Origin of the sequence: Pedobacter sp. (genome assembly GCF_046462515.1) — a bacterium.
Taxonomy (GTDB): domain Bacteria; phylum Bacteroidota; class Bacteroidia; order Sphingobacteriales; family Sphingobacteriaceae; genus Pedobacter.
This window is the reverse complement of record NZ_JBKGVD010000003.1, coordinates 73,449-96,267: the sequence shown is the minus strand read 5'-3', so window position 1 is coordinate 96,267 and position 22,819 is coordinate 73,449. Positions and strand designations below refer to the sequence as shown.

Here is a 22,819-nt window from a genome sequence, read left to right as displayed (position 1 = left end):
TTATAAAACATTAAAGTCAGCTCAAATAATCGGTTATTTAGAAAATGAGAGCAGTTTTACCAAACCACTTTATTATTTCTGCCGATCTTTCTCAGTTATAGCTCAATGTCAATAACTAACTACATCTAATTTAAGCAAAAATGTTACAAAATCAAAATACCAATTAGTAGGTATTTTAAAAAATATAGAAGAGTTAGTTTTAAATATCATCTCATTTTATCTTTCTTTTTTACGGTTCATAAAAAAGCCTCCGATTTTGATCGGAGGCTTTTAGAGAATATGTTTTCGTTTAACTCATTTTAAGTTTTTTCTGTATGTCATTCACATAAGCTTTAAACTTCTTGTCTGTTTCTATTAAGTCTTCTACCGTTTGGCAAGCATAGATTACGGTTGAGTGATCTCGGCCTCCAAAAAAAGCACCAATGGTTTTTAACGAAGATTTGGTATGGCTTTTAGATAAATACATAGAGATTTGACGTGCCTGTACAATCTCACGTTTACGGGTTTGCGATTTCACCATCTCTACCGGAACCTCAAAGTACTCGCAAACCAGTTTTTGAATATACTCCATTGATATCTCTTTGGATGTATTTTTAATAAAATTCTTCAACATCTGTTTAGCTAACGCTAAATCGATGTCTTTCTTATTTAAAGTTGACTGCGCAAGCAAAGAAACCATTGCTCCTTCAAGCTCTCTTACGTTATTATCTATATTATGCGCAACATATTCTATTACTTCTCCTGGCAACTCTATACCATCAGCGTACATTTTCTTTTTAAGAATAGCCACTCTGGTTTCAAGATCAGGAACTTGTAAATCTGCCGATAATCCCCATTTGAATCTGCTCAATAGACGTTCTTCTAATCCAGCTAAATCTCTAGGAGCCTTATCAGATGTTAAAATAATCTGTTTACCTGATTGGTGTAAATGGTTAAAGATATGGAAGAAAATATCCTGAGTTTTTTCTTTTCCGGCAAAATTATGTACATCGTCCATAATGATCACATCCATTGCCTGATAGAAATTAACGAAATCGTTAATGGTATTATTCTTTAATGAATCCACAAACTGCTGACAAAATTTCTCACACGAAACATAAATAACCAATTTATCAGGCAGGTTACGTTTAATTTCATTACCTATGGCCTGTGCCAAATGTGTTTTACCTAAACCTACCCCACCATATATCATTAAAGGGTTAAAAGAAGTACCTCCCGGTTTTGCGGCAACAGCATAACCAGCTGATCTGGCTAAGCGGTTACAATCTCCTTCAATGTAATTATCAAAAGTATAATTAGGATTTAATTGAGGGTCTACGTTCAGTTTTTTAAGACCCGGTATAATAAATGGGTTTTTAATGTCTTTATTAATGGCTACCGGAATAGGCATAGACTGATTTTTAGCCTCTGCTCCATTTCCGTTCGAAGGCATGTTAGTTGTATAAGGAGATCCTGTGCTTGAAGAATTATCCACTACGATATTGTATTCTAAACGCCCCTCTTCACCTAGTTGCTTTTTTACGGTTTTTCTTAACAGTCCTACGTAGTGTTCTTCTAACCATTCATAAAAGAATAAACTTGGTACCTGGATGGTTAAAACTTTACCTTCTAATTTTAAAGCTGATATCGGCTCAAACCAAGTCTTAAAACTTTGGTTCGGGATATTGTCTTTAATGATTTGGAGGCAATTATTCCATACTTCTGTACAAGTTTTTTCCATAGTAATTATTATAATTTATTGGTTTTCAATCCTAAGAAGCGGCACTTATCAGAGCGCTTTTGCGAACTCGAATATTCAAAAAATTATCCACAAAAAAAATAAAATTTAGAATTAATTTGTAACTACTTAACCAGCAATATCATAATAGGCTTAACCTAAATTTTTAATGTGGATAACTATTTTTTAACATTAATTTCAATACTCTCCAAACACTTCTCTCATGGTATCCGCTATTTCACCAAGCGTAGCATAGGTTTCTACTGAAGCCAAAATAAAAGGCATTAAATTCTGATCGGTTTTTGCAACATTTTTTAACTGTTGCAATGCTTTTGCCACTTCTTCATTATTACGTTCGGCTTTTAAATTGACTAATTTCTGCACCTGTACCTGCCTGATAGAATCATCTATTTTTAGTACATCATTCAGTTCTTCTGTTTCCTGAATAAATTTATTTACACCTACAATGATACGTTCTGCGTTTTCAATCTCTTTCTGATATTGATAAGATGAGTTGGCAATTTCCTGTTGTATATATCCATTTTCTATTGCGGTAACAGAACCACCCATTACATCTATTTTATCCATGTATATATTAGCAGCCTGCTCTATCTGATCAGTAAGCTCTTCAACGAAGTAAGAACCGGCTAAAGGATCAACAGTTTCTGTAACCCCTGTCTCGAAAGCGATAATCTGTTGCGTACGTAAAGCAATTTTTGCCGCCGCCTCTGTAGGCAAGGATAAAGCCTCATCATAACCATTGGTATGTAAAGACTGCGTGCCTCCCAATACAGCCGCCAAAGCTTGGTTTGATACTCTAACTACATTATTTAATGGCTGCTGTGCAGTAAGAGTAGATCCTCCCGTTTGCGTATGAAAACGCAGCATCATTGCTTTTGGGTCTGTAGCTCCCAGCGACTTGGTAATGTTTGCCCACATTCTGCGGGCAGCTCTGAACTTGGCTATTTCCTCAAAGAAATTATTATGACAGTTAAAGAAAAATGACAATCTTTTAGCGAATACATTAATATCAAGTCCTTTTTCTAATGCTGCTTTTAAATAGGCTTTACCATTAGATAAAGTAAATGCCAATTCTTGCACAGCTGTTGAGCCGGCCTCTCTGATATGATAACCTGATATAGATATCGTATTCCATTTTGGCAGTTCCTTACTACAATACTCAAATATATCAGTGATGATACGCATAGAAGGTTTTGGCGGATAGATATAGGTGCCACGGGCCGTATATTCCTTTAATATATCATTCTGTATAGTGCCAGAAATTTGCTGCAAATCTGCCCCCTGTTTTTTAGCCAAAGCAATATACATTGCTAATAAAATAGAAGCTGTAGCATTTATCGTCATAGAGGTGGTTATTTTTTGCAACTCGATCCCATCAAAAAGAATTTCCATATCTTTTAATGAATCTATTGCTACCCCTACCTTTCCTACTTCTCCTTCAGCCATCTGATGATCTGAATCATAACCTATCTGTGTAGGCAGGTCAAACGCAACCGAAAGCCCCATCGTTCCCTGTGCCAAAAGATAGTGATACCGCTTATTGGATTCTTCTGCTGTTGAAAAGCCTGCATATTGGCGCATGGTCCATAAACGTCCACGATACATGTCTTTTTGTATACCTCGCGTAAATGGAAATTGTCCGGGTAATTCCTTATGCTCTTTCTCAAAAGTATATACAGGCTTTATTTCAATACCTGATGTAGTTTTTATTTCTTTCTCTGTCATTCTCTAATACATTTTAGAACATTTTAGCCACGTCTTTTCTCAACATGCTCAATGTAAGTTCATATGGATTTTCATCAATATTGCTCATATGCTGTAGTATTCTTTTACTCATATCTACCCCGCTTTTGTCTTCAGCCAAACCATGAACAGCATTATTGATCATCGCAATGGTATCATCTTTTAGTTTTCTTATAACATTCCATGTAGCTGCATCAATGTAAAGCTGTTGGGTTATATTGTGCTGATATTCTGCATTGATCTCATTTAATGCCACAGCTTGTAAGGTAAGCATATCTATTCCTTGTTGGTGCAACCTTATTAATAAATTAGCCGGATTGATCCTGTCTACAAATATGGTTAAACGTTCATAGGCCTGTAAACGTAAAGATAATATAGTTTGATGATCTTTATTCTGGTTTTTATCTGCTTTTAATTTAAAGTATTCCTGAAGGTCTCCTTTAATTAATAAATACCCCATATAAGCTGTAAAAGATCCGCCCAAGGCTATGGCTACAATATGTAATATAAGCTGGTTAAGATTCATTGAATTTGTTTATTTACCGTAATATTAATAAAGCTAGGAACAAAAATGTACATAAATATTTATATTTGTTAATCGTAAATAGAAATAAAATGAGTAACGCAGTTGATACCACATTTGCACCAGTAACTTTTACAGAAGGAGCTATAAAAGAGTTAAAAAAGTTAAGGAGCCAACAAGAAATTGCAGACGACTTTGGATTACGTGTTGGAGTTGAAGGCGGAGGTTGCTCGGGAATGAACTATGTCTTAGGTTTTGACCAGAAAAAAGATGGAGACCAAGAATATATCATTGACGATATTAAGGTTTTTATGCATAAAGCACACCAGATGTACCTGCTTGGAATGCAGATCGACTGGCAGGATGGCCTAAATTCTAGAGGGTTTACTTTTAACAACCCTAATGCAGCAAGCACTTGCGGTTGTGGAACCAGTTTCTCTGTTTAAAAATAATTTGTAACATTTAATCAAGTCTCGTTGTCTTAACAACGAGACTTTTTATTTTTACAATAAACCGAATAGTCTCTTTAACCCATGAATTATATCGAAAACGTAAGATTAGCATTTCAATCTATAAAGAGTAACCGTTTGCGTACCATGCTTACCGCATTGATCATTGCAATTGGTTTATCGGCATTGGTAGGCATTTTAACAACCATTGCTGCCATAGAAAAGAAAATGACTGATGCGTTTTCAAGTATGGGGGCTAATTCATTTACAATCAGGAACCGCGGAACGGGCATCAGAATTGGTGGCCCCGGACAACGTCCTAAAAGTTATAAACCCATAAGATATGAGGATGCACTCAAGTTCAAAGAGCGCCTCAACACACCTGCAAAAGTTTCTATAAGTGTATTTGCCAGCGGTGGTTCTACGGTAAAATATGGTGATGAGAAGACCAATCCCAATACCAATATCCAAGGCATTGATGAAAATGGGTTAAATGCACAAGGGCTTGAACTTGCAGAAGGCCGCAGCTTTAATGCAAGCGAAGCACTTAACGGACCAAACATTTGTATTATAGGAGGTGAAATTGCGAAAACCCTATTTAAGGGCGAAAGTGCTGTAGATAAAATAATTGCAGCAGGGAATAACCGCTTAAGGGTGGTTGGTGTTCTGGCTTCTAAAGGTTCTAGTATGGGCGCCAGTGTTGACCGAGCTGTATATGTACCTCTTTTCAAAGCTAAACTTATTAATGCAAATGCCAATCCATCCTATACTATTACAGTAATGTCGCCAAGTAGTGATATAATAGATAATATTATAGGAGAAGCAACTTCTACTTTCAGAAGTATAAGAAAAATTAAAGTAGGCGAGACCAATAATTTTGAGATTACAAAAAGTGATGCTATTGCGCAAACCCTCATAGAGAACCTTCAGGTAGTAGTAATTGGCGGTGTTGTTATTGGCGTAATTACCTTATTAGGTGCTTCTATTGCACTGATGAATATTATGCTGGTATCTGTAACAGAACGCACAAGAGAAATTGGCGTTAGAAAAGCAATAGGAGCTAAACCAGCCGTAATTAGGAAACAATTTTTAATTGAAGCGATTGTAATCTGTCTTTTAGGAGGCGCGTTCGGTATTCTTTTAGGTATCGGTATCGGTAATCTTATTTCTATGTTTATGGGTGGAGGCTTTATTATTCCATGGAAGTTTATTATCGGTGGCTTTATTCTTTGTGTACTAGTAGGTATCGTGTCTGGTTACTACCCTGCAAAGAAAGCTTCAAAGCTAGATCCGGTAGAAGCCTTACGTTACGAATAAGAAATTAAAAGCTTACAACAATACATTGCTGAGCTGTGAGTTATGGATTAACTTAGCTACATATGGAGAAAACAAACTAGCTTTTAATGCATCAGCATGGCGGGTATGGTGCATATCACTACCTAAAAAGTCGATACAGTGCTGATCAACCAGTTCTTCTGCTATTTTCTTACTGCCTTTTCCATAATAACCTGTTAAAGCTATGGTATTGAGCTGAAACAAACATCCTTTTTCTTTAATTTGCAGATAGTTCTCTATAGATCCATGATAAAAAGAATATCTTTCAGGATGAGCCAAAACAGGATAAAAACCTGCATCCTGTATTTTAAAAAGAATATCAGTTAAATTAGATGGCGGATTGATATATGATAATTCGAAAAGCAGATAATTATTTCCAAAGCTTAATATTTCTTTACGAGCAAGTTTATTAAGAAAAGCCTCATCCAGATAATATTCAGCCGCCGCATCTACTTCCAGTTTAAGATTATTATCCTGCAATGCTTCCCTTAATCTGTCTAAGCCGCTGTTTATTATATCAGGCGTATTACGGTAAAAATCTGCCATGACATGCGGTGTTGCTATAAGTTTGCTAAAACCTAAATCTATAAACCTTTTAGCTAGCTCAAGCGATTCATGTATATCTTTAGCTCCATCATCTATACCCGGGATAACATGCGAATGCATATCTGTACGAACAGTACTAAAGTCTATCTCTGGCTCTTTAGGCTTTTTCTTAAATAAATTAAACAACACGTAATTATTTTAATGTCAAATTTCTTTGGGAAGTTTCAGCTCGTTAGCTGTAAAGGCAACATCACTCTGGTATATGTGTTTTAAAAGTTCATTAAAATCTTCAGCCAAATCAAATTTCAGATCTTCGTGTAGCTTCGTAAACTTTTTATATATATTCAGAGTGGATTTTACCACGTAATTAGCCAGTGTTTGCTCATAATTTCGGGTAGAAGAAAAAAGTTTGAATTTAAATTTTAAAGGAGCTCCCTTTAAAGCCAATAGTTTCAGTCTGATTTCTTCGAAATCAGACTTGGTAACTTTTGCAAAGTGGTTTATTCCTTTATTAAGTTTACGCAAACTTAGCAACACATCTTTTGCGGTTAACTTAGGTTGAGTATATAGATCTCCACAGGTATTCTTAATTTCAGTTTCCAGATGTTTAACTCTCTCTTCCAAATCACTTTCGCCTTCTAAAAGCATAAAATTGAGACGTTCTGTAAGTACTTTATCTTTAGCAACCAGTCTCAGCAAGAGCTTATCTTTTTCCTTTACAGGTAAAGATAAAATAGCTTGTTTCAGTTCCTGATGCTCACTAAGTTTCATTTAAAAAGGATTTTCCTTCAGATATTTTTCCCATCTCCAAGCAGAAGCCATCATTTCATTCAAGTCTAATTCTGTTTTCCAGCCTAAAACCTGTTTTGATTTGGTTACATCTCCATAAATCTTTTCTATATCTCCTTCTCTGCGTGGTGCAATCTGATAGTTTAGCTTTTCACCTGTTGATTGTTCAAAAGCATTGATAATTTCCAGTACAGAAGAACCTTTACCTGTTCCTAAATTAAACACATCATAGCCTTCAACTTTTCCTTCTTCCAAACGTTTAATTGCAGCAACATGGGCCTTAGCTAAATCAACAACATGAATATAATCTCTGATAGCCGAACCATCAGGTGTATTGTAATCATTACCAAAAACCTGTATCGGGCCTCTTTTACCAATGGCAGATTGTGTTATGAATGGCACTAGGTTTTGAGGAACTCCGTTAGGCAACTCTCCTATTAAAGCACTGGCATGTGCCCCTACGGGATTGAAGTAACGTAAAGCAATTACATTTAAACCTTTTGTTGCTTTAGCCGTTTCTACTAAAATCTCCTCGGCAATTTGTTTGGTATTACCATAAGGTGATTCTGCTTTTTTTACAGGATTATTCTCCGTTACAGGTAAAGTATCCGGTTGTCCATATACAGTACATGACGAAGAAAACACAAAATTCGTTTGAGGATAAGCAACCAGTAGGTTAATAAGGCTGTAAAAATTATTTTTATAATATTTTAGAGGTTGTTCAACAGATTCGCCTACAGCCTTATATGCTGCGAAATGAATAATACCGCTAATATCCTGGTTATTCTTTGCGAATTCATCAACCGCTTTACTATCTTGCAAATCTAGCTCTATAAACTCGTGCCTTTTGCCTGTTATCTTATATAGCTGCTCTAATATCTTGATATTCGAATTAGACAGGTTATCAACTATCAGCACCTCATAACCTGCATTGTGTAATTCAACTACAGTATGCGATCCTATATAGCCAATGCCTCCTGTTACCAATATTTTTTTCATACTACTTATTGTAAGTCGTAAAATCTTTATGCTCTATTTTTGCTAATGCTTCTGCAGATAAAGATTTGAAATATTCATAGGTTATCTTTAATCCTTCTGCCCGGTTTACCTTAGGCTCCCAATTTAACAATTCCTTTGCTTTAGTGATATCGGGTCTTCTTTGTTTAGGATCGTCCTGCGGCAAAGGTTTATAAACAATTTTCTGATCCGTTCCTGTTAATTTAATAATCTCTTCACAAAATTGTTTAATAGTTATTTCGTCAGGATTACCAATATTTACAGGCCCCGCGTAATCAGAATGCAACAATCTGTAGATACCTTCAATCAAGTCATCCACATAGCAAAATGAACGTGTTTGGCTGCCGTCTCCAAAAACAGTCAGATCTTCTCCTCTTAATGCCTGTCCTATAAAAGCAGGTAATACCCTACCATCGTTTAAACGCATTCTTGGCCCGTATGTATTAAATATACGCACAATACGTGTTTCTAATCCGTGAAAAGTATGATAAGCCATGGTAATAGCCTCCTGAAAACGTTTAGCCTCATCATAAACTCCACGAGGACCAACAGGATTTACATTTCCCCAATATTCTTCGGGCTGAGGATTAACATTAGGATCTCCATAAACCTCAGACGTAGAAGCAATTAGCATTCTTGCTCCCTTAGCTTTAGCCAGCCCCAAAAGATTATGTGTACCTAACGAACCCACTTTTAGAGTTTGTATAGGAATTTTCAAATAATCAATAGGACTTGCAGGAGAGGCAAAATGTAAGATATAATCGAGTTTACCAGGTACATGCACAAATTTTGAAACATCATGATGATAAAACTCAAAATTTTCGAGCTTAAAAAGATGTTCTATATTTTGAAGATCACCGGTAATTAGATTATCCATACCAATTACATAATAATCTTCTTTAATAAACCTATCGCATAAATGCGAGCCTAAAAAACCGGCTGCACCAGTTACTAAAACTCTTTTACGTTCCATTTAGCTAATAATTTTACGACCGATACTGTTATAATAGTAACCTAAATCTATCATCTTTTGAAGGTCAAAAAGATTTCGTCCATCAAAAATCACTTTATTTTTAAGAATGCTCTCCATCTTTTCAAAATCAGGATTCCTAAATACAGACCATTCTGTAGCTATTAATAAAGCATCAGCTGCTTCTAAAGCTTCATACTGCGTTGAAGCATATCTGATCTTATCGCCCAGTAATGCTTTTACATTACCCATAGCCTCAGGGTCAAATGCAACAACTTCTGCACCTGCGTTCAGTAATTCATTGATAATATATAATGCCGGGGCTTCTCTTATGTCATCTGTTTCCGGTTTAAATGCCAATCCCCATAATGCAAACTTCTTGCCTTTCAGATCTCCTTTGTAGTAGGCCTGTAGTTTGTCAAACAAGATTGTTTTCTGTTTTTCATTCACATCCATTACAGCTTTTAAGATCTTGAAATCATAACTATGTTCAACAGCAGCTTTTTCTAAAGCCTGGACATCTTTTGGAAAGCAACTGCCTCCATAGCCAATACCTGGGAACAGGAAACGTTTACCAATTCTGTCATCAGAACCAATACCTTTTCTTACTGCATCAACATCAGCGCCTACAATTTCACATAGGTTAGCAATCTCGTTCATAAACGTGATTTTTGTTGCTAAAAAAGAATTTGCGGCATATTTAGTCAGTTCAGAAGAACGTTCGTCCATATAATAGATAGGATTGCCCTGCCTTACGTATGGCGCATACAATTCTCCCATCAGCTTACGTGCTCTTTCACTACGTGTACCAATTACTACCCTGTCAGGTTTCATAAAGTCATCTACCGCAACGCCTTCTCTCAAAAACTCAGGATTTGAAACCACATCCACCTCTACATTGGTATTTTCAGCAAAAACAGCAGCAACTTTATCTGCCGTACCTACCGGAACAGTAGATTTATTTACAATTACTTTATAATCGGTAATTAACTTAGAAATATCTTTTGCCGCACCTAAAATATAAGATAAATCCGCAGCACCATCTCCTCCAGGAGGCGTTGGTAACGCCATAAAAATAATTTCGGCATCTTTAATGGCATCTGCTAAGTTTGTGGTAAACGACAGTCTGTTCTGCGCAATGTTCCGATGAAAAAGCACATCCAATCCCGGCTCATAAATGGGTAACTGGCCGGCTTTCATTTTGTTAACTTTTTCTTCTATAATATCTACGCAAGTCACGTTATTACCTGTTTCAGCGAGGCAGGTACCTGTTACCAAACCTACATATCCGGTACCGATTACAGCTATCTTCATATATTTATGAGCTTTAAACTTTTTATTATTTATCTTCGAGCGAAGATAATAAATTATGCAGCAAAATGCGTGTACTTTATAATATTGGTATTTTTTTTTACGGGTTGATCATTAAGCTGCTAGCTTCTTTTAGTACTAAAGCCAAACTCTTTATTCAAGGGCGAAAAGATATTTTTACGCAGATTGAAAACAAGTTGATTCCTGAAGACAATCCCATCTGGTTTCATTTTGCATCCTTAGGCGAATTTGAGCAGGGACGGTCTGTTCTGGAAAAATTAAAATATCAGGTCCCAGGCACTAAAATAGTCATCACTTTTTTCTCTCCTTCGGGCTATGAAATAAGAAAGAATTATGCTTTGGCCGATGGTATTTTTTATCTGCCTTTAGATACACCCCATAATGCCAAAAAATTCGTCGAAATTGTCAATCCTAAAATGGCCGTTTTTACTAAATATGAGTTTTGGCCTAATTATTTTCAAGCTCTATATGCTAAACATATCCCTCTTTATGTGATATCAGGTATTTTTAGAAAAAATCAGGTTTTCTTTAAATGGTATGGGGCATTTTACAGAAATGTGCTTAAATGTGTAAGTCATTTTTTCGTACAAAATACAGAAAGTTTACTGCTTTTAAATAAAATAGGATTGAACAATGTTGATATTAGTGGTGACACAAGGTTTGACAGAGTTTATGAAAATGCACAAAGCCCCAAAGATCTACCTCTTATCAAGGCTTTTTGTGGGCAATCCCCAATATTAATTGCAGGAAGCACCTGGCCTGATGATGAGAAACTCTTGGTTAATTTAGCCGAAAAAATCCCAAACTGGAAATTAATCATTGCTCCACATGAAATTCACGAGACACATATTAATGCCATAACAACATTGTTTCCAAATAGCGCTAAATTTTCGGATTTAGGGATATCAAACGCTAATCATCAAGCACAAACCTTAATTATAGATAATATCGGAATGCTTTCATCTCTCTATCAATATGGGAGAATAGCCTATATTGGTGGTGGTTTTGGTTCAGGTATTCACAATACGCTTGAAGCTGCTGCTTTTGGTATTCCTGTTATCTTTGGCCCTAATTACCATAAATTCAAGGAAGCTAAAGACTTAATAGAAATCAATGCGGCCAAAAGTATAAAGAATCAGACTGAACTTGTTGCTGCTTTCGAGTATTTTAACAAAAACTCTTGTGGTCATTTGGCTAAAGGGTATGTAGTGAATAACACCGGAGCAACAAACAAAATTTTACAAAATATTGTGAAATAACGCTTATCTAACCAAATCAGCCAGAGCTTCAATAAACAAAGGATGCGAATTTAAGCTTTCAACCAATTGAACTTTTTCGCCCCCCAGGGCTTTAAAGTCATGGTCATATTCAACCCCTATTTCATGAATAGTTTCAAGACAGTCTGCTACAAATGCCGGACTAAAAACAAGAACCTTTTTTATCCCTTTCGCTGCGAGATCTTTTAAAACTTCTGAAGAATAAGGTTTCGCCCATTCTGCCTTACCCAAGCGACTTTGAAAACAAACGGTATAATTTTCAGGCTTAATACCTAAACGTGCGGCTATTTTTTTTGAGGTATCATAACATTGCGCCTTATAACAGAACTTATTTATATCAGTGAGTTGGTCACAGCAATCTGGTCTTTTCAAACAATGTTTACCTGTATAGTCTGCTTTAATTAATTGTCTTTCTGGAACACCATGATAGCTGAAAAGATAATGATCAAATTGCTTATAGTTCTGACTGATAGCGTTCTCAGAGAATACTTGTATCATCTTCTCATTATCATGGAAAGAACTGATAAAAGATATGGAGGGAATGGTTTGCCAACTCTTTACCTCATCCATTACCTTTTCGATAACTGATCCGGTTGTAGCTGATGCGTATTGCGGAAATAAAGGAATAACGGTTATACGGTCTACCTGTTTTGCTTTAAGGTTTTCTAACCCTTGTTTAATTGATGGGCTTTGATAACGCATGGCCAACTCTACATGATACTCATCACCTAATGATTCTTGTAATAATTGAGCCTGTTCTAAACTGTAGATCATTAAAGGAGAGCCTTGCTCAGTCCATATCGCTTCATAAAGTTTGGCACTTTTGGGGCCTCTAAAAGTAGTGATAATACCTTTAACTAGAAGTGCCCTATTAAATTTAGGAATATCTATCACTCTTCGATCCATTAAAAATTCATCCAGATACTTTCTTACATCTTTAACAGACGGGCTGTCAGGAGTACCTAAATTTACCAATAAAACACCTTTTTTAGTCATTATCTAATATTAGCAGTAGCTTGATTATCTATACTTGAAAGAGATTTCTTAACCTAATAGGTTTCAAGTGCATGTTTTACATGCTCCATTAACCACATCGGAGTAGATGTGGCCCCACAAATACCTACTTTATCATTTAGCTGAAACCATTCTTTTTGCAATTCATCAATATTAGATACGAAATAAGTGTTTTCATTATGTTTTTTACATACATCATGCAACACTTTTCCATTTGATGATTTCTTGCCTGATACAAAAATGATTTTATCGAAGTCTTTTACAAAATCTGCCAGTTCCTCATAACGGTTAGATACCTGTCTGCATATAGTATCATTGGCTTTTACCTCATAACCTCTGTTAATTAATTCTTCTTTAATTTGGTAAAACTTATCTACGCTTTTTGTAGTTTGGCTGTATAAAGTAAATTTTTGAGGTAGTTCAGCTCCATCCAACTCTGCTAAATCCTGAAAAACGATAGCATTTCCGTTAGTCTGTCCCTGTAGGCCTATCACCTCTGCATGACCATGCTTTCCAAAAATCAGAATCTGTTCATCATCATCATGAGAATTTTTGATACGATTTTGTAGTTTTAGAACCACCGGACAAGAAGCATCAATGAGTGTAAGATTATTTTTCAGGGCAAGTTCATAAGTAGAGGGCGCCTCTCCATGTGCTCTAATCAGCACCTTTTCATTATGCAGATCCTGCAATTTTGCATGATCAATGATCCTAAGGCCTTTAGTCTTTAAACGTTCTACTTCTTCATCATTATGAACAATATCGCCTAGGCAATAAAGGTATTCTTCATGATTAAGGATATCTTCTGCCATATCTATGGCATACACCACTCCGAAACAAAAGCCAGAAGATTTATCGATACTTACGTTTAAATTATAACCCATTTTAAAAATCTCTGTACAAAGTTACAAATAAACCTTGTGTTTTAGCTTAAATAAACCCTGTCTTCTTCACCCTCAACATCTATAATTACATCCACATGTTCTTTTAATATAGTTGAGAGTTCTAGACCAACAAAATCTGTAGCCACAGGAAAAATTTTATGGCTTCTATCTACTAAAACAGCAGTGCGTATTTTTTTATGTGGTGTATTGAGAAAAACACCTAAACCATAAGCCAGTGTTTTGCCGCTATTCAGTACATCATCAACCAGAATAATTACTTTATTTTTCCAGACATTCTCTTGCAGATCGGTTTTAGAAATGAGTTTGCTACTTTGACGCTCAACCTCAACTTTAAGCAGAGTTATCTTTAAAGCACTGATTTCGGTTAACACCTTTTGTAGTTTTAACGCCAATTTGTAACCTCTCTCCCATATTCCAGCCAGTACAATTTCTTTCTCATCAATACTATCTTCAAGTATCTGATAAGCCATTCTGCTTATTTTTTGTTCAATCTGATCTTTATCTAAAATAAGTACTTGATTATGCGACATATCTTATTGGATTTTCCTCCTACAAAAAAACGATTTTAAAGGGGCAATTTCAAAATTTGATTTTCTTTTAATTTTCATGCAACTTTTTACTCGATCCAAGCGTCTTATCATTATAAAACCAATTTTATTATGATAAACAAATTTACTTTCAGACTTTCATTAACGATTCTTTTATTTACAATTGCTTCAGGACTTGGTTTTGCTCAGGATAGCAGAAATGTAAACGCTAAGAATTTTAATAATATCAGTGTGAGTAGTGGCATTGATCTTTTCCTTACTCAGGGGAATACAGAAAACGTTACGATCAAAGGACGTGAAGAAATTATCAAAGATGTAATTATTGAACAAAACGGAACACAGTTAACCATTAAATATAAAAGAGGTGTAAACTGGAGCAGTTTATTTAGAAATAGTAAAATAAACGTTTATATAACTTATAAAAAATTAAATACGATCTCTGCAAGTGGTGGCAGCGACGTTAAAACCGAAAACACCCTTAATACAGATATTCTTAGTATAACCGCAAGTGGCGGCAGTGATATTTCTTTATCTGTAAAATGCAAAGATCTGTCTATTTCTGCAAGTGGTGGCAGCGATATAGACTTAGAAGGAAATGCAGAAAATATGCAGCTTAACGCAAGTGGCGGTAGCGATGTAGATGCTTTTAATCTAAAAGCAAATTATGCAAAAGTCAGTGCAAGTGGTGGTAGCGATATCAATGTGAATGTTGAAAAAGGATTAGAAGCCAATGCAACAAGTGGATCTGATGTAAAATACAGAGGAAATGCAAGCCTTAAAAAAACATCTAATTCTAAAAGCAGCGATGTAACTCACGTTAATTAGTCTTTTACCAAACAAACTATTAAACAAAAAGGCTTTCTTAAAAAAGAAAGCCTTTTTGTTTTCATGAAAGTCCAAAGTTGAATTACTTTGGATAAGGATAAAACACATAATTAGCACCCTCAGGAACAATTACAAATACGCACATATAATCTTGCGGATTTTTGTAATTTTTTAAAAAATGTTCTTTCTTTTCGGGTTTAATAATGCCCTTTTCAATGAACTCTTCTAATGTAGAAGCCTGTATGGTCCAGTTTGTATTTAATTCTTCTCTATTTAAGATCACCTCTCCAAGTTTAACTTCATGCTGATGAGCTATAAAAATTGGAGCTGTAGATATGCCTTCTGTTAAAATATCCATTGCCACTTCTTTGATCGATTCGGCATAAAAAGCCAAGTCTTTTTCCAAACTCACCAAAGGGCTTTCTTTTTTTTCTTTTTTATCTTGTTGCCCGTTCTGTCCGGCTCCGTTTAATAATTCTTCAGATTCCATAACATTAAAATATATTGAAGCTATCTTATTTTATTAAGTTTAGAAGTACCACATTTTCAACATGTTGTGTATGCGGAAACATATCTACAGGTTTAATTCTGCCAATGCGGTATTTTTCTTTTAGCAAGGCCAGATCTCTTGCCTGTGTTGCAGCATTACAGCTTACATAAACGATTTTCTCAGCCTCTATCGTTAATAACAAACTAACAACATCCGGGTGCATTCCTGCTCTGGGAGGATCTGTGATGATTACATCTGGTTTACCATGATGCATCACAAAATCTTTGGTTAGTATGTCCTTCATATCTCCTGCATAAAAGAGCGTGTTGGTAATACCGTTCAGTTCAGAGTTAAACTTTGCATCCTCAATGGCGGCAGGAACATATTCTACACCCACTACCTGTTTTACATCCCGAGCCACAAAGTTTGCAATGGTTCCTGCGCCTGTATACAGATCATATACCAACTCATTTCCTTTAAAATCTGCAAACTCTTTGGTAATGCGATAAAGTTCATAAGCCTGAGCAGAATTAGTCTGATAGAAAGACTTAACGCCTATTTTAAATTTAACTTGTTGTCCATTGGTAAGTGGCATCTGTTCAAATATAAAATCACGCCCCGAATAGGTAATAACTTCCTGATCAAAAATGGTATCGTTTTTTTTCTGATTGATGATATAAAGTAAAGAAGTAATCTGCGGAAATTGCCCTTTTATAAAGTTCATTAAAGATTCTACTTGCCCTTCCTCAGGATAAGCAAATACAACACAAACCATGATTTCGCCTGTTGAAGAAGTACGAATAATCAGGTTTCTCAAAGCACCTTCATGATTACGTAAATCATAAAAACTATATTGATGTTTTAATGTATAATCTTTTATGGCCAGTCTTATCTGGTTACTTGGATCTGCCTGCAAGTAACAATGTTCAATATCTAAGATTTTATCAAAACGACCCGGAACATGGAAACCCAACGCCCTCATTTCTCGTCCTTCTGCATTCACACCCATGTCTTCTTTGTCCAACCATCGCTTATTCGAAAAAGTAAATTCTAATTTATTTCGGTAATATCTATTTTCCGAAGAACCTAATATCGATTCCATATGTTGTGTATCAACTTTTGCCAGACGTTGTAAGGCAGCCTCTACACTTTTTTGTTTGAATGTAAGCTGGGCTTCGTAAGTCATTTGCTGCCACTTACAGCCTCCGCAGATTCCAAAATGATTACAAAACGGTTTTTCACGTAAATCTGAAGCGACAATTGTCTTTTCAATTACAGCTTCGGCAAAATTCTTTTTCTTTCTGACGATCTTCACATCAAGCACATCGCCCGGCACAGCCTTATCTACAAAAACAACTAATTCTTCAGCTTTACCTACGCCCTTGCCTTCTTCTGCAATATCAACAATACTTAGGTTAGGTATAATAATAGGTGTGGTATTCTTCTTCCTTTTACTCATTTGCTGCAAATATACATCAAAACAGGATGAATTGCAGATTCTCCCTTCTTATGATGCGTAACAAGAAGTTTAAATAATAGAAATTGGGCCTTATTTGCTTAACCAGTTAAGCAAAGTACCTAATACACCATCGATCAAGTTAAAGCTCATATCAAAGCTTTGATCAACCATTACAGATATTTCTAACGTTTCTTTACTCATGGCTGTTTTTTTATTCAAAAATAAAAAATTTGAACCAAAAACCAAAACGGTATTATGTTAAATTATTGTTAATTTAAAAAGAATTTTAATTTGGTATAAAAGAAGAGGCTCGAAATTTCGAGCCTCTTCTTTTAATGTATAATACTTATTAAGGATTAAATGCCAATGATACATAGTACATTGCACCAACCTCAGGGTTACCATAAGAAGTAAAGTAGTATTTATTCAGGATGTTTGATCCCCCAACTTTAATGATAGAGTTCACAGAAGGAACTTTTAAGTTAACCTGAGCATCAACGGTACCAAATGCAGGTACTTCTCCACCAGCAAATGATGACATCCAGTTAAATTTATCCTGCCAACGGTAATTAACGTTGAAACCAAAATTTTTAAATACTTCTCTATTACCTAAACCTAAGTTATAACGTATAGTAGGCGTATTAAAATCATTAACATAATCTGCAGGTAAATCTCCAATTTTATTATAAGATACGTTACCGCTTATGTTATATTTACCAGCAAGATAATCTAAACCTAAAGCCCCGCCATAAGTCTTAACTTTACCATCGGCATTAACCGGAACACCAAATTTCACGAAACTACCTGAATTATTTTGGTAAACATTAATTCCTGTAATGAAATCTTTAAACGTGCTCATATAACCGTATAAATCAATCATAAAGTTAGAACCAATTAATCCTTTATAACCTAATTCATAAGAGGTAACACTTTCTGGACGTACACCTCTTGGATCAAAAGTATATTGTTCAAGTGTACCTGTTCCTGCACTTGCATTTCTATAACTTTTTTCTGTATAAGGTTTATTAGTTAAAAGGCTATATTTATTTAAAAACTCAGGGAGGCCACCAATTAAACGCTGACTACCACCACCAACTGATAGATCAATATATTGATTTTGGGTAGTTGGATTACGGTAACCGGTTTGGTAAGAAGCGCGGATGTTCTGGTTCTTTGCAACAGTAAGAACTCCGGTTACACGAGGTGTAAAACGACCTTCAAAGTTTGTGCTCTTGTCATAACGTCCGGCAAAAGTAAGTTTAAAGATATCTCCAAATTTTTTACCAACTGTACCAAAAGCACCATATTCATTAATATCTATTGTTTTATTTAAATCATCAAATATGGTACCTCCCGAATTTAAATCAAATCTACGGGCTGATGCGCCTAACTGAAACTCTACTACATTATCAAATAATCTTGAGAAGTTGTACATGCCTTCATAATGATATAAATTGGTTTTATCATTAAACTTAGCACCATAAATTCCCTTGGCCATATCCGTTTGGCTGATGTAGGTATTTTTAATTTGCCAAGCATAATTATTAAAAGTAGTTGAACCAGGAGCAACTCTGTCTTTATCGGCGTTTGCACGGCTAAGCGCATGAGCCTGATCATCCGTCTGCCCCCCTAATTTAGCTCCGATATAAGTTCCTATATAAGTTGGGAACCAAGAAGTAGATGCAGTGGTTTTCTCATTGATATAGCTACCTAGAATTGATGAAATGTAAGAATCTCCTGAACGCTCTTGCGTAGTATACGCTCTTAAATAGAAATCTTCTCCTTTTAGCTCTAATTTATATAATCCTATATTGAAATTACGTAAAGAATAACGATCTGAACCAGTATATACTGATGTACCTGTACCCCAGTTAGCCTGAGCTATTAACTGTACAGTTGGTGTTATATTGTAGTATAAACCTCCTGATAATTTCAAAGATTTGGTATTATAATCTACAAGGTCCATTTCATTATATCCTGTACGAGAAACATTCTGATTTGGTAAAAAAGCAGGGTTTCTTGATGCATAATAAAAAGGTAAATACTGATTTAATAAAGTAGGCCTTAATGCAGCAGGTATAGCCGGATTAGTATTAATCAGGTTTACATAAGTAGGATATGGGGTACCGGCAGGTAAAGCATTGAACGTTGTTTGCGGATTAAATAAGCCTCCTGTAGCAGCTAAAATAGCTGCTCTGGTTTGAGCTTCAACTGCACCATTTACATTTCTCATGTTCTGACTAACTTCATCGCCATAAACATTCACACCGTCATAATTCGGATCTGATTGACGAGTACCTGCTTTTGGAGCATTATTAGCCCTGTCATAGTTAGAGTAATTTGTTCCGTACCAGTCTTTAGCCTGTAAAAATGAGAAAGCAAATTTTACCCCAAATTTATTGTTCCATGACTTTGCTAATCTAGCATCAACTTGGTTAAAAGGTTGAACTTTAGAATTGTCATCATTTACGTGGTTAATACCTGTTTTAAATTGGAAACTTGCTCCCGGATATTTAAAAGGATCTTTTGAGGTCATCAATAAAGTACCACTGATACCCCCAGCTCCATATAATGCAGAAGAGGCCCCGGGTAATAATTCCAGATTATCTACATCCAATTCAGTAATCCCAACAATATTACCTACCGAGAAGTTTAATCCCGGAGCCTGATTGTCCATACCATCTATTAACTGATTAAATCTGGTATTACCATTTGCATTAAATCCTCTGGTATTGTACGATCTGAAAGTTAAACTCTGCGTACTCATTTCAACACCTTTGATGTTCTGAATCGCGTCATAGAAAGAAGGAGCTGCAACTTCTTTAATTTGAGCTGCCCCCATACGCTCTATGGTAACCGGTGATTCTAAAATACGTTCAGGAGTTCTTGAAGCAGAAATTACCACTTCCTGACCTAATACCACTCCGCTTTCTTCAAGCTGAAAACTCAAGTTGCCCGCATTGCCACTTACGCTCTGCTCGATCGATTTATATCCTATATAACTTACAGATAAAATGAAAGGAGGTTTTTCAGTGGTAGAAAAAGAGAATTTACCGTTGGCATCTGTTGATGCGCCAACATTCTTCCCTTTTATCGTAACGCTTACGCCCGGCATGGGCTCATTTGTTTGTTTATCGGTAACCGTACCGCTAACAATTGTACTTTGTGCAAATGTTGTTAAACTTACCAACAACATTACAAAAAGAACAAAAAATGTTTTTGTAGAAGTTTTGTTCATACGTTAAAAGTAGTTTATATTGTTTATTATCTATAAACTTAGCACAAATTCTGATACTTACAAATTCTATTTAAAATAATATTGCATATATTGGCATTTAGAATATAAAACTTAAAAACCCAACAAATAATTAGATTTATATCACATATATTTTATTATTTTAACGCTGATAGATTATTGAATTTATGATGAATAAAATAAAAGCCCTGATTTGTATAATCATTCCTATCATTCTGGCATACCTGCTCAATACTAAATTTGGAGATACACCTCCTCTTTTAAAATTTTTAAATCCATTTACCGGATTTTGGCAAAATGCCGAAAGCACCACAGTAAATAAAAATCATAATATTGTTTTAAAAAACGCTAAGGATAAAATAGACATCTATTTTGATGACCGGATGATACCTCATGTATTTGCACAGAATGATCACGATTTATATTATGCACAAGGTTATGTTACCGCAATGCACAGGTTATGGCAGATGGATTTTCAAACACGTTTTGCAGCCGGCAGAATATCAGAAGTGGTGGGTAAAAAAGCCATAGAATTAGACCGTTATCAACGCCGAATGGGCATGCTTTATGGCGCTGAGAACTCTCTCAAAGGTATGATGGCAGATCCTAAAGCCAAAGAAATGATATTGGCTTACACACAGGGGATCAATGATTATATCAAAAGCCTAAAAGATTGTGATTTACCTGTAGAATATAAGCTGCTGGATTTTAAACCCGAACCTTGGCAGCCTATAAAGTGTGCATTATTGTTAAAACAAATGTCGGCCGTTTTAGCGATGGGTTCTGATGAGTTCTACATGACCAATATTTTAAACAAATTCGGTCCTGATGTGACTAAAGATTTATTTCCTGATTATCCTTTTAAAGAAGATCCGATTATACCAGTTGGCACTAAATGGAATTTCAAGCCTTTGCCTGTTCCTCAAACACCTAAATCTTTTACAGAAATGATGACCACAGGCATTATCACCAAACAAAAAGAAGAAGGTATAGGAAGTAATAACTGGGCTGTATCAGGTGCAAAAACAGTATCTGGATTTCCTATATTGGCTAATGACCCTCATTTAGATCTAAGTTTACCGTCTATCTGGTATCAGATTCAACTACATGCTCCAGGGGTTAACTCTTATGGCGTATCACTGCCTGGAGCTCCCGGTATTATCATAGGCTTTAACAATCAGATTGCCTGGGGTGTTACCAATGTAGCAGCCGATGTACTTGATTTTTACCAGATCAAATTCAAAGATGAAACACATAAAAATTACTGGTATAACAATCAATGGAAAAACACAACTGAACGTATAGAAAGAATTAAAGTAAGAGGAACAAAAGATGAATTAGATACGGTTATTTACACACATCACGGTCCTGTTGTTTATTTTCAGAAACCGGCTTTCAGCAAAGCTGATAATGTACCTACAGGTAATGCCTTAAGATGGATTGCTCACGAAGAGTCTAACGAGTTAATGACCTTTTATTATCTGAACCGTGGGAAAAATTATGACGATTACAGAAAGGCATTAACTTATTTTACGGCTCCTGCCCAGAACTTCATATTTGCCAGTGCAGATAATGATATCGCTATTACTCCAAATGGTAAATTTCCTTTAAAATGGAAAAATCAGGGGAAATTTATTCTGGATGGAACAGATCCTGCTTACGATTGGCATGGCTGGATACCTTCAGATCAAAATCCTACAGTTAAAAACCCTCCACGTAACTTTGTAAGTTCTGCCAACCAATCATCAACAGATACGACTTATCCTTATTATATCAACTGGGAATTCTCTCCCTATGAAAGAGGTAAACGTATAAATGACCGACTAAGCGCAATGAACAAAATCAATGCAGACAGCATGCGAAATCTCCAGATGGACAGTTACAGTATTTTTGCAGAAAATCTGCTGCCTTACATCCTACCACTGGTAAATACTGCATCTTTAAATGCTACTCAAAAAGAAGCATTTAATACCGTAAAAAATTGGAACAAGTTTTTTAATGCCCATGAAATCGGCGCAAGTGTTTTTGACTTATGGGCAAAACGTTTGTTTTTTGAAATATGGGATAACAAGTTTACAGATCCTAAAGTTCCTATGCGCTATCCTTCAAGAGATCGCACCATAGAATTAATACAGAAAGACCCTAATTCTAAGTGGTTTGATAATGTAAAAACAGACAAAAAAGAAACCTTAAATGATCTGGTAAATCAATCCTTTGTATTTACCTGTGATAGTTTACAACGTAAAAATGGCACTATTGGTAAAGATTGGGAATGGGCAAAAATTAAAAATTCACATGTGCCTCATTTAGCTAAAATACCGGGTTTTGGTTCTAAAACCCTGTTAATTGGTGGATCTAAAAGTACTGTTGACGCCTTAGGCGAAAGCAATGGCCCATCTTGGAGAATGGTTGTTGAGTTAGGTAAGAAACCTAAAGGTCATGGTGTATATCCGGGAGGCCAATCTGGTAATCCAGGAAGTCCTTTTTATGACAATATGATTGATACATGGGCCGAAGGTAAGTTATATGATTTATTCTTTATGCAATCAGCAAATGATCAGTCAGGAAAAATAATCTCTCATTATAAAATTTCAAAAAAATAA

General features: G+C 35.6%; 20 protein-coding genes. 5 read left to right on the top strand and 15 right to left on the bottom strand.

Features of this window, described 5'->3' with window-relative positions; all coding sequences use genetic code 11:
• Positions 1-289: 289 nt before the first annotated feature.
• The 3 genes from dnaA to ACLHG9_RS03115 form a co-directional block, all read right to left on the bottom strand.
• The gene (gene dnaA / locus ACLHG9_RS03125) at positions 290-1,720 is read right to left on the bottom strand and encodes a chromosomal replication initiator protein DnaA (RefSeq protein ID WP_243360998.1); all 1,431 of its coding nucleotides are present in this window, start codon (positions 1,718-1,720) and stop codon (positions 290-292) included.
• Between the two features lie 195 nt (positions 1,721-1,915).
• On the bottom strand, positions 1,916-3,463 hold the full coding sequence (locus tag ACLHG9_RS03120; protein ID WP_410220065.1) for a methylmalonyl-CoA mutase: 1,548 nt from the start codon (positions 3,461-3,463) through the stop codon (positions 1,916-1,918).
• A 13-nt stretch (positions 3,464-3,476) separates the two neighbouring features.
• Positions 3,477-4,007, bottom strand: coding sequence for a hypothetical protein (locus tag ACLHG9_RS03115; RefSeq protein ID WP_410220064.1), 531 nt, complete (start codon positions 4,005-4,007; stop codon positions 3,477-3,479).
• A gap of 89 nt (positions 4,008-4,096) precedes the next feature.
• Between ACLHG9_RS03115 and ACLHG9_RS03110 the strand changes: the two genes are divergently transcribed.
• Both ACLHG9_RS03110 and ACLHG9_RS03105 read left to right on the top strand, forming a co-directional pair.
• Positions 4,097-4,450: a HesB/IscA family protein gene (locus ACLHG9_RS03110; RefSeq protein ID WP_410220063.1), complete on the top strand. Its 354-nt coding sequence runs from the start codon at positions 4,097-4,099 to the stop codon at positions 4,448-4,450.
• 87 nt (positions 4,451-4,537) lie between these two features.
• Positions 4,538-5,770, top strand: a complete 1,233-nt coding sequence (locus tag ACLHG9_RS03105) for an ABC transporter permease (protein ID WP_410220062.1) — start codon at positions 4,538-4,540, stop codon at positions 5,768-5,770.
• A 12-nt stretch (positions 5,771-5,782) separates the two neighbouring features.
• On the opposite strand, the gene ACLHG9_RS03100 is transcribed toward ACLHG9_RS03105, so the two are convergent.
• Genes ACLHG9_RS03100 through ACLHG9_RS03080 form a run of 5 tightly spaced genes read right to left on the bottom strand, consistent with a single transcriptional unit; the run spans position 5,783 to position 10,424 of the window.
• Positions 5,783-6,523, bottom strand: coding sequence for a tyrosine-protein phosphatase (locus ACLHG9_RS03100; protein WP_410220061.1), 741 nt, complete (start codon positions 6,521-6,523; stop codon positions 5,783-5,785).
• A 15-nt stretch (positions 6,524-6,538) separates the two neighbouring features.
• The gene (locus ACLHG9_RS03095) at positions 6,539-7,105 is read right to left on the bottom strand and encodes a hypothetical protein (protein WP_410220060.1); all 567 of its coding nucleotides are present in this window, start codon (positions 7,103-7,105) and stop codon (positions 6,539-6,541) included.
• Entirely contained in the window at positions 7,106-8,122 is a 1,017-nt protein-coding gene (gene galE / locus ACLHG9_RS03090; RefSeq protein ID WP_410220059.1) for a UDP-glucose 4-epimerase GalE, read from the bottom strand.
• Position 8,123: 1 nt separating this feature from the next.
• Positions 8,124-9,113 carry a UDP-glucuronic acid decarboxylase family protein gene (locus tag ACLHG9_RS03085; RefSeq protein ID WP_410220058.1) on the bottom strand — a complete coding sequence of 330 codons (990 nt, stop codon included), beginning with the start codon at positions 9,111-9,113 and terminating at the stop codon, positions 8,124-8,126.
• Complete coding sequence (locus ACLHG9_RS03080) at positions 9,114-10,424, bottom strand: UDP-glucose dehydrogenase family protein (protein ID WP_410220057.1); 1,311 nt, start codon at positions 10,422-10,424, stop codon at positions 9,114-9,116. It lies immediately after the preceding gene.
• A 65-nt stretch (positions 10,425-10,489) separates the two neighbouring features.
• On the opposite strand from ACLHG9_RS03080, the gene ACLHG9_RS03075 reads away from it, so the two are divergent.
• A complete protein-coding gene (locus tag ACLHG9_RS03075; RefSeq protein WP_410220056.1) occupies positions 10,490-11,701 on the top strand; it encodes a 3-deoxy-D-manno-octulosonic acid transferase in 1,212 nt (403 codons plus the stop codon).
• A gap of 3 nt (positions 11,702-11,704) precedes the next feature.
• On the opposite strand, the gene hemH is transcribed toward ACLHG9_RS03075, so the two are convergent.
• From hemH to ACLHG9_RS03060, 3 genes are read right to left on the bottom strand one after another with little or no spacing between them, the layout of a single operon-like run.
• Complete coding sequence (hemH, locus tag ACLHG9_RS03070) at positions 11,705-12,715, bottom strand: ferrochelatase (protein ID WP_410220055.1); 1,011 nt, start codon at positions 12,713-12,715, stop codon at positions 11,705-11,707.
• 53 nt (positions 12,716-12,768) lie between these two features.
• A complete protein-coding gene (locus tag ACLHG9_RS03065; protein WP_410220054.1) occupies positions 12,769-13,617 on the bottom strand; it encodes a 4-hydroxy-3-methylbut-2-enyl diphosphate reductase in 849 nt (282 codons plus the stop codon).
• Between the two features lie 41 nt (positions 13,618-13,658).
• Positions 13,659-14,168 carry a phosphoribosyltransferase family protein gene (locus tag ACLHG9_RS03060; RefSeq protein ID WP_410220053.1) on the bottom strand — a complete coding sequence of 170 codons (510 nt, stop codon included), beginning with the start codon at positions 14,166-14,168 and terminating at the stop codon, positions 13,659-13,661.
• 129 nt (positions 14,169-14,297) lie between these two features.
• On the opposite strand from ACLHG9_RS03060, the gene ACLHG9_RS03055 reads away from it, so the two are divergent.
• Positions 14,298-15,011 carry a head GIN domain-containing protein gene (locus ACLHG9_RS03055; RefSeq protein WP_410220052.1) on the top strand — a complete coding sequence of 238 codons (714 nt, stop codon included), beginning with the start codon at positions 14,298-14,300 and terminating at the stop codon, positions 15,009-15,011.
• Positions 15,012-15,093: 82 nt separating this feature from the next.
• On the opposite strand, the gene ACLHG9_RS03050 is transcribed toward ACLHG9_RS03055, so the two are convergent.
• The 4 genes from ACLHG9_RS03050 to ACLHG9_RS03035 all read right to left on the bottom strand — a co-directional run bounded on the left by ACLHG9_RS03050 (position 15,094) and on the right by ACLHG9_RS03035 (position 20,198).
• A complete protein-coding gene (locus ACLHG9_RS03050; RefSeq protein ID WP_410220051.1) occupies positions 15,094-15,501 on the bottom strand; it encodes a hypothetical protein in 408 nt (135 codons plus the stop codon).
• Positions 15,502-15,526: 25 nt separating this feature from the next.
• On the bottom strand, positions 15,527-16,960 hold the full coding sequence (rlmD, locus tag ACLHG9_RS03045) for a 23S rRNA (uracil(1939)-C(5))-methyltransferase RlmD (protein WP_410220050.1): 1,434 nt from the start codon (positions 16,958-16,960) through the stop codon (positions 15,527-15,529).
• A 90-nt stretch (positions 16,961-17,050) separates the two neighbouring features.
• Positions 17,051-17,161: a phenylalanyl-tRNA synthetase subunit alpha gene (locus ACLHG9_RS03040; RefSeq protein WP_243360967.1), complete on the bottom strand. Its 111-nt coding sequence runs from the start codon at positions 17,159-17,161 to the stop codon at positions 17,051-17,053.
• 148 nt (positions 17,162-17,309) lie between these two features.
• A complete protein-coding gene (locus ACLHG9_RS03035; protein ID WP_410220049.1) occupies positions 17,310-20,198 on the bottom strand; it encodes a TonB-dependent receptor domain-containing protein in 2,889 nt (962 codons plus the stop codon).
• Positions 20,199-20,383: 185 nt separating this feature from the next.
• Here ACLHG9_RS03035 and ACLHG9_RS03030 point away from each other — a divergent pair, with 185 nt between their 5' ends.
• Positions 20,384-22,819: a penicillin acylase family protein gene (locus ACLHG9_RS03030; RefSeq protein WP_410220048.1), complete on the top strand. Its 2,436-nt coding sequence runs from the start codon at positions 20,384-20,386 to the stop codon at positions 22,817-22,819.